The organism is Pedobacter sp. UBA5917 (genome assembly GCF_002432345.1).
Taxonomy (GTDB): domain Bacteria; phylum Bacteroidota; class Bacteroidia; order Sphingobacteriales; family Sphingobacteriaceae; genus Pedobacter.
This window is the reverse complement of the sequence record NZ_DJDT01000253.1, coordinates 1-12,818: the sequence shown is the minus strand read 5'-3', so window position 1 is coordinate 12,818 and position 12,818 is coordinate 1. Positions and strand designations below refer to the sequence as shown.

Here is a 12,818-nt window from a genome sequence, read left to right as displayed (position 1 = left end):
GCCAAACTTTCAAAAATCGGTATCGGTCTTTTCACCTTACGCGAGCAGTTAACCGCCGATGTAAATGCCACCATCCAACACGTAGCCGAAATCGGTTACAACCAGGTAGAAACCTATTACGGTTATCCCGGCAAATACGAAGTGAAAGGCTTTTGGGGTTTAGAGGCAAAAGATTTCAATGCGTTATTAAAATCAAACCACCTCACCTCTCCCAGCGGACATTATAACGTAACCGAGTTTTTATCTTCAGGCGACGACAAAGTATTAAAATCGCACATCGAAACTGCTGCTACCGTAAACCAGAAATATTTTGTGATCCCCGCATTGCCTACCGATATCAGGGCCAATGGCACTTTAGATGATTACAAACGCATGGCGGGCAGATTTAACCAGGCTGCGGAGCTTTGCCAGAAATCGGGTTTAAAACTCGCTTACCACAACCATAATTTCGAATTTAAAGATCAGGGTAACGGTGTTACGGGATACGAAATCCTGTTAAAAGAAACCGATGCCAAACTAGTAGGTTTCGAACTTGATATCTTTTGGGCTGTAAATGCAGGTCTCGATCCAGTGGCCATGTTCAAGAAAAATCCGGGCCGTTACAAAATGTTCCATGTAAAGGATATGGATAAAACAGATAAAGCAGTTTTTACCGAAGTGGGTGCTGGCAGGATTGATTTCAAAAGCATTTTCGCTGCATCAAAACTTGCCGGACTGGATTATATTTTTACAGAGCAGGATACCATTAAAAAAGAACCGTACCAAAGTATAACCGAAAGTTATAATTACATAAAAAAGAATCTGATTTAGGTCAGATTCTTCCTTTAAACAGATGCTTTTTAAAATTTATGGGTAAATAAGTTGTTCACCTATACTAAATGTACTTTTTACACCAAGTAAAACAACAACAAAAACCTACTCAAAAGCATATTGGAGCAAGAAAACGCCATTTATTTAGAACAATTCTACGCGGTAACAATCGCATTGCAGTCAAATAATTTAATGGTAAAAATTTATTCTTTCCGCTATATTTTTTCTAATATTACTAATTCAACACATAATATAACCAATATATAAAACCATAAAGACGATGCACAGAAGAGAAGCACTCAAAAACGTCGCATTTTTGTTGGGAGGAGCAATCTCGGCAAGCACAATGGGCGTTTTATTTGAAAGTTTTACGCTCCCTGAAAACGAAAAAAACTTTGTGAATTATTCGCTGGATGATGAAAAGATTTTTGCCGAATTCGCTGATATTATTGTCCCGACTACCAAAACCTCTGCAGGTGCCAAAGCCGCTGGCTTAGGTAAATTCATTCCGATGATGATGAAGGATTGTTATCCTGCTGAGATGCAGACTTCATTTGCAAAAGGTTTTAAAGAACTTCAGGCAAAATCAATGAAAGATTTCGGTAAGAGCTACATCACTTTAACTCCGGCCGACCGCAAAAAATTAATGATCGATTTAAGAACAATCGCACTGGCACAGAAGGAAAGCAAATCAGAAGAAAACAAAGATCTGGCTTACTTTTTCATCACTGCAAGGGATTTAACGCTGCTCGGTTATTATTCTTCAGAAATTGGTTGCACCAAAGCACGCGAATATGTGCTTATCCCCGGCCGTTATGATGGCAACACCACATTAAAACCGGGCCAAAAATCGTGGGCAACCTAATTTCTAACCAAAAACAGAACATCATGAATTTAAATACAGATTTAAAAGCAGAAAATACTTACGATGCTATTGTAATAGGATCGGGGATTAGTGGCGGCTGGGCTGCAAAAGAATTAACAGAGAAAGGCTTACGCGTATTGATGCTCGAAAGAGGAATGAACATTGAGCACATTACCGGTTACGAAACTGCCATGAAAAACCCATGGGATTTTAAACATGCAGGTAAGCTAACCGAAGAGCAAAAACGTACCCACCCTGTACAAAAAAGGGATTACCCATACCAGGAAGCAAATGAAAAATGGTGGGTAAACGATTTAGAATGCCCTTACACTGAAGATAAACGCTTCGATTGGTACCGTGGTTTCCATGTGGGCGGTAAATCGCTAATGTGGGGCCGTCAGAGTTACCGTTTAAGTGATCATAACTTTGAAGATAACAAAAAAGATGGTCACGGTGTAGATTGGCCTTTCCGTTATGCCGAACTCTCGCCATGGTACGATTATGCAGAGCGTTTTGCAGGTATCAGTGGTTCAAAAGAAAACTGGCCAACCTGTCCCGATGGTGAGTTTTTACCTCCAATGGACTTAAACATTGTAGAAAAATCAGTTAAGAAACGTATCGAAGATTTCTACAAAAGAGAACGGATCATGATGATTGGCCGCACGGCCAATTTAACCGTTCCACATAAAGGCCGTGGAAACTGCCAGTACCGTAACTTATGCAGCCGCGGTTGTCCGTTCGGTGCTTATTTCAGTACCCAGTCTTCTACCCTGCCTGCTGCTATGGCTACAAAACGCCTAACTTTGCGCCCATATTCTATTGTAAACCATATTATTTACGATAAGGATACCAAAAAAGCAAAAGGTGTAATGGTTATCGATGCACAAACCAATAAAACGATGGAATTTTATGCTAAAATCGTTTTTGTAAACGGTTCTACATTAGGTTCTACATTCATTTTATTAAACTCAACATCAGAAGCACATCCAAACGGCTTGGGTAACTCAAGCGGACAATTGGGCCACAATTTAATGGACCACCATTTCCGTTGCGGCGCATCAGGCGAAGCTGAAGGTTTTGACGATAAATACACTTATGGCCGTCGTGCAAACGGAATTTATGTGCCAAGATACCAGAACATCGGTAACGACAAGCGAGAATATTTACGCGGATTCGGATACCAGGGCGGTGCAAGCAGGGCGAACTGGCAAAGTGATGTGGCCGAATTATCGTTCGGAGCAGATTTAAAAGAAAAAATGACCAAACCGGGCAAATGGACCATGGGATTGGGCGGTTTCGGAGAAATGCTTCCTTACTACGAAAACAAGGTTTACATCGACCACAGCAAAAAAGATAAATGGGGACAGCCGGTATTGGCCATTGACTGTGAATACAAGGAAAACGAGAAAAAAATGCGTGTGGATATGATGAACGATGCTGCCGAAATGTTGGAAAAAGCAGGCATGAAAAACATCAAAACCTACGATGCAGGCTGTTATCCGGGCATGGCTATCCACGAAATGGGTACAGCAAGGATGGGTAACGATCCAAAAGAATCGGTGCTGAACAAATGGAACCAGATGCACGAAGTAAACAATGTTTTCGTAACCGACGGTTCTTGTATGCCATCAATTGCATGTCAAAACCCATCGCTAACCTTTATGGCCTTAACCGCCAGGGCCTGCGATTATGCTGTTAAAGAATTAAAGAAAAAGAATATCTAGAAAGGTTTAAGGTAAAAGGTTTAGGGTGTAGGGTTTAATTACCCTATGCCCTATGCCTTTAGCCCTATACCCCATACCTCAACAATGAAAAGAAAATTAAGAATGGGCATGATAGGCGGTGGAAAAGACGCTTTTATCGGTGCCGTACACCGTTTGGCTGCCAATATGGATGGCCTGATCGAATTAACTGCCGGAGCTTTAAGTGTAAACCCTGAAATTGGATACGAATCTGGGAAAATATTATTCCTACCAGACAACAGGATTTATAGCAATTACGAAGAAATGCTGACTAAGGAAAGTGAATTGCCAGCAGATGAAAGAATAGATTTCGTAACCATTGTTACCCCAAATTTTGCCCACTTTGCCCCTGCCATGATGGCTTTGGATAAAGGTTTTAACGTGGTAATCGAAAAACCGATCACTTTAACTTTGGATGAAGCAAAACAACTGCAGGCAAAAGTTGAAGAAACCGGCTTAACCTTATGTTTAACACATACCTACTCGGGTTATCCGATGGTTAAACAGGCCAAACAAATGGTTAGTGAAGGTGCTTTGGGTGCCATCCGTAAAATTGTGGTTGAGTACCCACAGGGATGGTTAAGTACCCTATCAGAACGCGAAGGCAATGCACAGGCCGCCTGGCGCACTGATCCATCTAAAACCGGAAAAAGCGGTAGCATGGGCGATATCGGTACACATGCAGCACACCTGGCCGAATACATTTCGGGTTTGAAAATCACAAAAATATGTGCCGATTTAAATATTGTAGTACCGGGCAGGGCTATTGATGATGATGGTAACGTACTCTTAAAATTCGATAACGGAAGCAACGGTGTGCTTGTGGCATCACAGATTGCTGCCGGAGAAGAAAATGCATTAAAAATTAGGGTTTATGGTGAAAAAGGTGGCTTAGAATGGCACCAGATGGAACCAAATACCATGATTGTAAGGTGGTTAAACGCACCTGCACAGATTTACAGAACCGGTAATGGCTACATGGGCAGTTTCGCACAGCACAACACCCGCACACCGGGCGGTCACCCGGAAGGTTACTTAGAGGCATTTGCAAATATTTACAGAAACTTTGCGTTAACAGTAGATGCAAAGCTGAATAATGAGCAGCCTACAGCAGAAATGTTGGATTTCCCAGGTACTACCGACGGCATCAGGGGAATGGCATTTATCGAAAATGTAGTGGCTTCGAGCCAATCAGATCAAAAATGGCACGATTATAAACTATAACTATCCAGCATGACAACTATAAAAGGACCAGCAGTATTTTTAGCTCAGTTTATAAGCGACGAAGCCCCATTTAATACCTTAGAAAATATATGTGAATGGGCAGCCGGATTAGGTTTTAAAGGTATCCAGATGCCAACCCTCGATGCAAGGTTTATCGATCTTCAGAAAGCGGCCGAAAGCAAGACTTATGCCGACGAACTGAAAGGTAAAATTGCATCATATGGTTTAGAGATCACCGAACTTTCTACCCATTTACAAGGTCAGTTGGTGGCTGTTCACCCTGCTTACGATGACTTATTTGATGCATTTGCACCAAAAGAAGTACATAAAAACCCTAAAGCCAGAACCGAATGGGCTGTACAACAGATGAAATATGCTGCAAAAGCCTCTCAAAACCTTGGTTTAAATGCACATGCTACATTTAGCGGTTCGTTATTATGGCAATATTTCCACCCTTGGCCACAGCGCCCGGCAGGATTGGTTGAAGAAGGTTTTGCCGAACTGGCAAAACGCTGGACCCCGATCTTGAACGAGTTCGATCAATGCGGTGTTGATGTTTGCTACGAAATACACCCCGGCGAAGATTTATTTGATGGCGAAACTTACGAAATGTTCCTTGCAGCGGTAAATAATCACCCACGTGCTTGCTTATTATATGATCCATCGCACTTTGTGCTGCAACAATTGGATTACATTCAGTACATCGATTTTTACCACGAGCGCATCAAAGCCTTCCACGTTAAAGACGCAGAATTTAACCCTACGGGCAAACAGGGCACTTTTGGCGGCTACCAGAGCTGGGCAAACCGTGCCGGCCGTTACCGTTCGCCTGGTGATGGGCAGGTTGATTTTAAAACCATTTTTAGTAAATTGGCCCAGTATGACTTTAAAGGTTGGGCTGTTATGGAATGGGAATGCTGTATTAAAAACCAGCAGGATGGTGCCCGCGAAGGTGCTGAATTCATTAAAAAGAACATCATCAACGTAACCGATAAGGCATTTGATGATTTTGCAGCCTCAGGCAGCGACAGCGCTTTCAATAAAAGAATATTAGGATTACAAGATTAACAAAACACAAAACACACACAAAATGAAAAAAACATTTTTAGTTCTTGGCGCCGTAGTCATTTTTATGGCGTCGTTTTCAAAGGCTGATTTAGCGAGAGAGAAAACCGTGGTTGCAACCGCAACAATGGCAAACCATGCCGAATTTCAATCAAATCCGGGCGAAAAACTGATCAACAAAAACGATTGTTTAGGTTGCCACAACAAAACCAACAAAATTATCGGCCCTGCTTATGTAGAAATTGCAAAGAAATATCCCGCTACCGATAAAAACATCAATATGTTGGCTGATAAGATTATTAAAGGCGGTACAGGCGTTTGGGGCAATATGCCAATGACTGCCCATGCTACCCTTAAAAAAGACGATGCAAAATTAATGGTGAAGTACATTTTATCCCTTAAGAAATAATTTTAACCAAATTAGCAAATCGATTTACTAATTATGAAAACAGAGCAAGACAATAAAAACACGAGTAACCGCCGTGATTTTATTAAAACTTCGGCTATCGCTGCCGCAGCATTTATGATCGTGCCGCGCCATGTATTGGGCGGACCCGGTTATTTAGCACCAAGCGATCGCTTACTGGTTGCCGGCATTGGTGTTGGCGGCAAAGGCCAGAGCGATTTAGATATGTTCAACAAAAGCGGAAAAGCAGATATTGCTTTTTTGTGTGATGTTGACGATCGTAGAGCCGCAAATAGTGTAAAAGCTTTCCCAAAAGCCAAATACTATAAAGATTGGCGCGAAATGCTGGATAAAGAACATAAAAACTTCGATGCTGTCTCTGTTTCAACCCCCGATCATAACCATGCCATCCAGGCTTTGGCTGCCATGCAACTGGGCAAACACGTTTATGTGCAGAAACCTTTAACACACGATATTTATGAGGCGCGTATTTTAACTGCTGCCGCAAAAAAATATAAAGTGGTTACCCAAATGGGAAATCAGGGTGCATCAAATGATGGTCCACGTCAGATGAAAGAATGGTACGAAGCTGGTTTAATTGGTGATGTACATACGGTTTACGCATGGACCAACCGTCCGGTTTGGCCTCAGGGTATTCCATGGCCAACAAAAAAAGCCGAAATCCCTAAGGAACTCGACTGGAATTTATGGTTGGGAACCGCTCCTGAAAAAGACTTCGTTGATAAACTGGTTCCTTTCAACTGGCGTGGCTGGTGGGATTACGGAACCGGCGCATTAGGCGATATGGGCTGCCACTTAATAGAAGCTCCTTTTAGTGTATTAAATTTAAAATATGCCAAAGAAGTAGAAGCCAGTGTTGGTTCTGTTTATGTCGACGAATTTAAACGCGGTTATTTCCCTGAAAGCTGTCCTCCGTCAAGCCATGTTACCTTAAAATTCCCTAAAACGAATAAAACCAAAGGTGATGTTACGCTGCATTGGATGGATGGTGGTATCCAGCCAGAACGCCCTGAAGAATTAGAAGCAAACGAAACTTTTGGCGATGGTGGAAACGGAACCCTGTTTATCGGTACAAAAGGTAAAATGATGTCTGAAACTTATAGTGCAAACCCTAAATTATTGCCTTTAAGCAAAAATAAAGACATTAAAGTTGCCCCTAAATATGCCCGTGTACCTGATGGTGCCAACGGACATTATAAACAATGGGTAGAAGCCGCTATTGCAGGTTACGGAAAACAGGAAGTAAGTTCGCCTTTCGAAATTGCAGGTCCGTTAACCGAAGCCTTATTGATGGCCAACTTAGCGATCAGAAGTTTCGACATCCAGAAAACAGTAAATGGCAAAGTTACTTATCCAGGCAGATACACTAAAATGCTTTGGGATAACGACAACATGAAAGTAACCAATTTCGATGAAGCAAACCAGTTTGTTAAACGCGAATACCGCAAAGGCTGGAACAATTTAACTCTTTAATTAAAATTACATACAAACCTGATAGATTTTAAAAACCTATCAGGTTTAATTCAAATAAAAAACATGAAAAAAATCTTCCTTTCTGCTATGATCGTATTAGCAGTTACGCAAATATCAAAAGCCCAAAAAGGCTTTAAACCACTTTTTGATGGCAAAACTACCACAGGTTGGCATACTTATAATAAAACCACTGTAGGCAGTGCATGGCAGGTTCAGGATGGTGCATTGCACTTAGATCTGGCTACAAAAGGTAAAGATGGTGGTGGCGATTTGGTTACCGATAAAGAATACGGCGATTTCCATTTAAAATATGAGTGGAAAGTAGCTCCAAAAGCCAATAGTGGTTTAATTTTTTACGTTCACGAGGAGCCTAAATACCATGCTACCTACTCTACCGGTTTAGAAATGCAGGTAATCGATAATGATGGTCACCCTGACGGAAAAATCACGAAACACCGTGCAGGCGACTTATACGATCTTGTAAAAAGTTCATCAGAGCCGGTAAAAGCTGTAGGTCAATGGAATAAAGCAGAAATCATTAGCAAAAAAGGTAATTTAACCTTAATTTTAAACGGCGTTGAGGTTGTAAAAACTACCCTATGGGATGATAACTGGAAAAAAATTGTTGCAGGCAGCAAATTTGCAACATGGGAAAACTGGGGAACTTTTAAAACCGGTAAAATCGCTTTACAAGATCACGGAGATGAAGTTTGGTACAAAAACATCTCTATTAAAGAACTTTAAAATATGGAAAATGTAAGAGGGAAAATGGATGATTTAAATACTACCATTTAAATCCTTACATTTTAAAGAATTAACGAAAAATGTAAGAGGAAAAATGGATAATGAGAATTATTCCATGATCCAAATTCTTACATTTTTTACTATTAATGGAATATGTAAGAGGGAGGCTGTATAATGTGAATTACAAAAATCCCTCTTACGAAATCCACTTAAAATATGATAACCTTGTAAGATGAGTTGTGGGGATCCGTTTCCATCATCCCTCTTACCTCAAACATTTTACATAATTACTAGCCAAATGAATAGCACTACTCGCTTTAAACTATCTGCCATGATGTTCCTAGAATTTTTTATCTGGGGCGCGTGGTTTGTAACTTTAGGAGCTTTCCTAAACACCAACTTAAAGGCAACCAATTCCGAAATTGGGTCTGTATTTTCAACTCAATCGTGGGGGGCTATCATTGCTCCATTTATCATCGGCCTTATTGCAGATAGGTATTTTAATGCCGAAAGAATTTTGGGCGTGCTGCACATTATCGGTGCTATTTTGATGTACCAGATGTATAGCGCACCTGATGTAAGCGTTTTTTACCCCTATGTTTTGGCTTACATGATCTTATTTATGCCAACCCTTGCACTGGTTAATTCAGTTTCTTTCAACCAGATGAAAGATGCAGAAAAAGAATTTGCAAACATCAGGGTATTCGGTACCATTGGTTGGATTGTTGCAGGATTACTGATCAGCTTTGCTTTTCATTGGGATTCGCCAGAAGGAATCCAGGCCGGATTGTTAAAAAGCACTTTCCTGATGGCCGGAATCGCTTCTTTGGTATTGGGTTTATTTAGCTTCACTTTACCGCCTACTCCACCAAAGGTTGCTAAAGACGAAAAAATCAAAATCGGTGATATTTTAGGTCTCGACGCGTTGAAACTACTAAAAGATAAAAACTTCGCTGTTTTCTTCATTTCTTCTATTTTGATCTGTATTCCATTGGCATTTTATTACCAGAATGCAGGTCTTTTCCTTGCCGATATCAAAGTTTCCAACCCAACAGGTAAAATGGCGATCGGCCAGGTTTCCGAAGCACTGTTTTTGTTGGCTATCCCGGTATTCTTTTCAAAATACGGCTTCAAAAAAACAATTATAGTAGGTATGTTGGCATGGGCGGTACGTTATGTGCTATTTGCTTATGGTAACGCAGGCAACTTAAGCTTTATGCTGATTATTGGAATTGCCCTACACGGTGTATGTTACGATTTCTTCTTTGTTTCAGGCCAGATTTATACCAACTCTAAAGCTGGAGAGAAATTTAAAAGTGCAGCACAGGGTATTATCACACTTGCAACTTACGGTGTTGGTATGCTCATCGGATTTAAAGTAGCGGGGATAATTACCGACATGTACAAAACCGGAGATGTAACCGATTGGAAAATGGTTTGGATTATCCCGGCCGGAATTGCAGCAGCAGTTTTCTTATTGTTTGCGCTTTTTTTCAACGATAAAACCAAGTCGGAAATAGCAGCTAAAACAGCTTAATATGGGTTCGAACCTGGATAGAAGAAATGCTTTAAAAAACATCATTGCAGGAACTGCTGCGATTGGTGTTTCTTCAGGATTTTCAGCACTAGCAATGGATACACCAGCATCAAATGAGCCATTAAGGCTAAAAGGAAATATCAACCATGCTGTTTGCCGTTGGTGTTTTGGCAGTTTGGATGTAGAAACACTTTGTACCGAAGCCAAAAAGATCGGTATTAAAGGTATCGACCTCGTTGGTCCACAGGATTGGCCTACGTTGAAAAAACATGGTTTATTTTCTTCCATGTGCAACGGTGCAGAAATTAACCTGGTTGATGGTTTTAACGATGAGAAATTCCACGCAAAACTGATCGAGAATTATACCAAAATGATTCCACTTGTGGCCGAAGCAGGTTATAAAAACCTGATCTGCTTTAGCGGGAACCGCCGTGGAAAAGACGACGAAACAGGCTGGAACAATTGTGTTAAAGGCCTAAAACAGCTAATTCCGCTTGCAGAAAAACATAATGTGGTACTCGTAATGGAGCTGTTGAACAGTAAGGTAAACCATAAAGATTACCAATGCGACAGAACAGCGTGGGGTGCCGAACTTTGTAAACGATTAGGGTCTGAAAACTTCAAATTGCTTTACGATATTTACCACATGCAGATTGATGAAGGTGATGTAATTAGCAATATCAGGGAGCACCATCAGTACATTGCCCATTACCACACCGCCGGTGTTCCGGGCAGAAATGAAATTGATGATACCCAGGAACTTTACTATCCTGCCATTATGAAAGCCATTGCCGAAACCGGCTTTAAAGGTTTTGTGGCACAAGAATTTATACCAAAAAACGCTGACAAAATAGCCTCTTTAAAAAAGGCCGTTGCCATCTGCGACATTTAAAAAATACACCTATGATATCAAGAAGAAGTTTTATACTAAACTCTAGTATGGCTGCAGCAGCAGCACTTTTGGTTCCATCTTTTGTATTCGCTGCTGATAAAAAAGTGGTTGGTTTACAGTTATATTCCTTAAGGGACGAGCTTCCGAAAGATGTAAAAGGAACCATCGCCAAGGTTGCAAAAGCTGGCTTTAAAGAAGTTGAAACTTATGGTTTCTCTATAAAAGATCAGTTTTGGGGCTTAACACCTAAAGAATTTAAAGCTTTATTGGATGCCAACGGTTTAAAAGCACCAAGCGGCCACTACGGTTTAGGTACTTATTTAGCTGACGGAAATACAACTGAACTAAAAGCTGCAATCGCAGCCGCTAAAGTATTGGGTAGTGAATATGTAACCATCCCATGGTTAGACGAAAGTATCAGGAAAAATGCCGATGATTATAAAAAAATCGCGGTAAGAATAAACGAAGCCGGTAAACTGGCCAAAGCTGCAGGTATCAGACTGGCTTATCACAACCACAATTTCGAATTCGAAAAACAGGGTAATACTACGGGTTACGAAATCCTGCTAAAAGGAACAGATAAAAAGTTTGTTGATTTTGAACTCGATTTATATTGGGTAGTACGCTCAGGTAACGACCCGATTAAACTATTTAAAGAAAATCCGGGCCGTTTTACCATGTGGCATGTTAAAGATATGGACAAGGCCAATCCTGCCTTAAATGCAGAAGTGGGTACCGGTTCTATCAATTTCAAACCTATTTTTGCACAGGCAAAACTTTCGGGCATGAAACATTTCTTTGTTGAGCACGAAACCAACTACAAACCAAACCCTATCGGATCGGTTACAGCAAGCTGCGTCTTTATCAAAAAAGAAATCCTTTAAATTTTAAGCCATGAATTCAAGAAGAACATTCTTAAAACAGGCAGGGTTAGCAGCCGGAGCGGCATTGCTGATTCCATCTTTCGCTTTTGATAAAGTAAGCAAAAATGTAGGGTTACAATTGTATAGCCTACGCGATGAATTGCCAAAAGATGTAAAAGGCGTTATCGAAAAGGTAGCAAAAGCAGGATACAAAGAAGTGGAAACCTATGGTTTCTCCAACGGAAAATTCTGGGGCTTAACCCCTAAAGAATTTAAAGCCCTGTTAGATGCCAACGGTTTAAAAGCACCAAGCGGCCATTACGGGATGGACGATTTTGTTAGGACCGGAAATACTGATAAATTAAAAGCTGATATCGAATCTTCGGCAGCAATTGGTGGTAAATATTTTACTATTGCAGGTGCACATGTTGATATGAGCAAAGGTGCAGATGGTTTCAAAAAAACGGCCAGCGATTTTAACAAAGTGGCCGAAATTGCAAAGGCCGCAGGTTTAAAATTTGCTTACCATAACCACGATTTCGAATTTAAAAAATTGGGCGATACCACCGGTTACGATGTTTACCTGAGCGAAACCGATAAAAACCTCGTTAACTTCGAAATGGATCTATATTGGGTAGTACGTTCGGGTAATGATCCCCTAGCCCTGTTCAAAAAGTATCCGGGCCGTTTCCCAATGTGGCACGTAAAAGATATGGATAAAGCCAAACCAGAATTAAACACTGAGGTGGGCAAAGGATCGATTGATTTTAAATCCATTTTTGCACAGGCCAAATTATCCGGCATGCAGCACTTCTTTGTAGAGCACGAAACCAACTATCAGCCCGATCCGATCGGCTCAATCAAAACCAGCTGCGATTATATCAAAGCCAGTTTGATTTAAATTTTTAACTCAAACGCCTCGGTTCGTGTCGCCACGAACCGAAACCTAATAAATTTCCAAACCTCGCAGGTTGTAAAAACCTGCGAGGTTTTTCTACGCTTATCGTCACCCTGAATTTATTTCAGGGTCTTTATAGCAGAAAAGGTCCTACTACTTTCGAAGCTTGTTAAGTTGGTTGAAATTTGTAATCTCGACCGGATGAGTTGTGGATTTTCAATCCACTTCAAGGATTAAAAATCCTTAGTTCTAAAATCGGGATTACAAATCCCGACTAA

The 12,818-nt window shown here is 40.8% G+C and carries 12 protein-coding genes; all 12 read left to right on the top strand.

Going from position 1 to position 12,818, the window contains the following annotated elements:
* A partial coding sequence (locus B2V92_RS17025; RefSeq protein WP_293310342.1) for a sugar phosphate isomerase/epimerase family protein occupies nucleotides 1–810 on the top strand: 810 nt, incomplete at its 5' end.
* Nucleotides 811–1,090: 280 nt separating this feature from the next.
* Nucleotides 1,091–1,675: a gluconate 2-dehydrogenase subunit 3 family protein gene (locus B2V92_RS17020; RefSeq protein ID WP_293310340.1), complete on the top strand. Its 585-nt coding sequence runs from the start codon at nucleotides 1,091–1,093 to the stop codon at nucleotides 1,673–1,675.
* A gap of 23 nt (nucleotides 1,676–1,698) precedes the next feature.
* On the top strand, nucleotides 1,699–3,399 hold the full coding sequence (locus B2V92_RS17015; RefSeq protein ID WP_293310338.1) for a GMC oxidoreductase: 1,701 nt from the start codon (nucleotides 1,699–1,701) through the stop codon (nucleotides 3,397–3,399).
* Between the two features lie 84 nt (nucleotides 3,400–3,483).
* On the top strand, nucleotides 3,484–4,641 hold the full coding sequence (locus B2V92_RS17010; RefSeq protein ID WP_293310336.1) for a Gfo/Idh/MocA family protein: 1,158 nt from the start codon (nucleotides 3,484–3,486) through the stop codon (nucleotides 4,639–4,641).
* 9 nt (nucleotides 4,642–4,650) lie between these two features.
* A complete protein-coding gene (locus tag B2V92_RS17005; RefSeq protein WP_293310334.1) occupies nucleotides 4,651–5,709 on the top strand; it encodes a sugar phosphate isomerase/epimerase family protein in 1,059 nt (352 codons plus the stop codon).
* A 22-nt stretch (nucleotides 5,710–5,731) separates the two neighbouring features.
* Nucleotides 5,732–6,115: a c-type cytochrome gene (locus B2V92_RS17000; protein WP_293310332.1), complete on the top strand. Its 384-nt coding sequence runs from the start codon at nucleotides 5,732–5,734 to the stop codon at nucleotides 6,113–6,115.
* Between the two features lie 33 nt (nucleotides 6,116–6,148).
* Complete coding sequence (locus B2V92_RS16995) at nucleotides 6,149–7,606, top strand: Gfo/Idh/MocA family protein (RefSeq protein ID WP_293310330.1); 1,458 nt, start codon at nucleotides 6,149–6,151, stop codon at nucleotides 7,604–7,606.
* A gap of 63 nt (nucleotides 7,607–7,669) precedes the next feature.
* A complete protein-coding gene (locus B2V92_RS16990; RefSeq protein ID WP_293310328.1) occupies nucleotides 7,670–8,350 on the top strand; it encodes a 3-keto-disaccharide hydrolase in 681 nt (226 codons plus the stop codon).
* A gap of 298 nt (nucleotides 8,351–8,648) precedes the next feature.
* Nucleotides 8,649–9,887, top strand: coding sequence for a nucleoside permease (locus B2V92_RS16985; protein WP_293310326.1), 1,239 nt, complete (start codon nucleotides 8,649–8,651; stop codon nucleotides 9,885–9,887).
* Nucleotide 9,888: 1 nt separating this feature from the next.
* A complete protein-coding gene (locus B2V92_RS16980; protein WP_293310324.1) occupies nucleotides 9,889–10,779 on the top strand; it encodes a hydroxypyruvate isomerase family protein in 891 nt (296 codons plus the stop codon).
* Between the two features lie 47 nt (nucleotides 10,780–10,826).
* Nucleotides 10,827–11,663, top strand: coding sequence for a sugar phosphate isomerase/epimerase family protein (locus B2V92_RS16975; protein ID WP_293310322.1), 837 nt, complete (start codon nucleotides 10,827–10,829; stop codon nucleotides 11,661–11,663).
* A gap of 10 nt (nucleotides 11,664–11,673) precedes the next feature.
* Nucleotides 11,674–12,543 (top strand): sugar phosphate isomerase/epimerase family protein, encoded by an 870-nt coding sequence (locus B2V92_RS16970; RefSeq protein WP_293310320.1) that lies wholly within the window; start codon nucleotides 11,674–11,676, stop codon nucleotides 12,541–12,543.
* Nucleotides 12,544–12,818 lie beyond the last annotated feature (275 nt).

What these genes read in the sequence shown, in the direction of transcription:
- B2V92_RS17000 (WP_293310332.1), top strand. Translation starts at nt 5,732, where the DNA reads ATGAAAAAAACATTTTTAGTTCTTGGCGCCGTAGTCATTTTTATGGCG.
- B2V92_RS17020 (WP_293310340.1), top strand. Translation starts at nt 1,091, where the DNA reads ATGCACAGAAGAGAAGCACTCAAAAACGTCGCATTTTTGTTGGGAGGA.
- B2V92_RS17005 (WP_293310334.1), top strand. Translation starts at nt 4,651, where the DNA reads ATGACAACTATAAAAGGACCAGCAGTATTTTTAGCTCAGTTTATAAGC.
- B2V92_RS17015 (WP_293310338.1), top strand. Translation starts at nt 1,699, where the DNA reads ATGAATTTAAATACAGATTTAAAAGCAGAAAATACTTACGATGCTATT.
- B2V92_RS16970 (WP_293310320.1), top strand. Translation starts at nt 11,674, where the DNA reads ATGAATTCAAGAAGAACATTCTTAAAACAGGCAGGGTTAGCAGCCGGA.
- B2V92_RS16975 (WP_293310322.1), top strand. Translation starts at nt 10,827, where the DNA reads ATGGCTGCAGCAGCAGCACTTTTGGTTCCATCTTTTGTATTCGCTGCT.
- B2V92_RS16990 (WP_293310328.1), top strand. Translation starts at nt 7,670, where the DNA reads ATGAAAAAAATCTTCCTTTCTGCTATGATCGTATTAGCAGTTACGCAA.
- B2V92_RS17010 (WP_293310336.1), top strand. Translation starts at nt 3,484, where the DNA reads ATGAAAAGAAAATTAAGAATGGGCATGATAGGCGGTGGAAAAGACGCT.
- B2V92_RS16995 (WP_293310330.1), top strand. Translation starts at nt 6,149, where the DNA reads ATGAAAACAGAGCAAGACAATAAAAACACGAGTAACCGCCGTGATTTT.
- B2V92_RS16980 (WP_293310324.1), top strand. Translation starts at nt 9,889, where the DNA reads ATGGGTTCGAACCTGGATAGAAGAAATGCTTTAAAAAACATCATTGCA.
- B2V92_RS16985 (WP_293310326.1), top strand. Translation starts at nt 8,649, where the DNA reads ATGAATAGCACTACTCGCTTTAAACTATCTGCCATGATGTTCCTAGAA.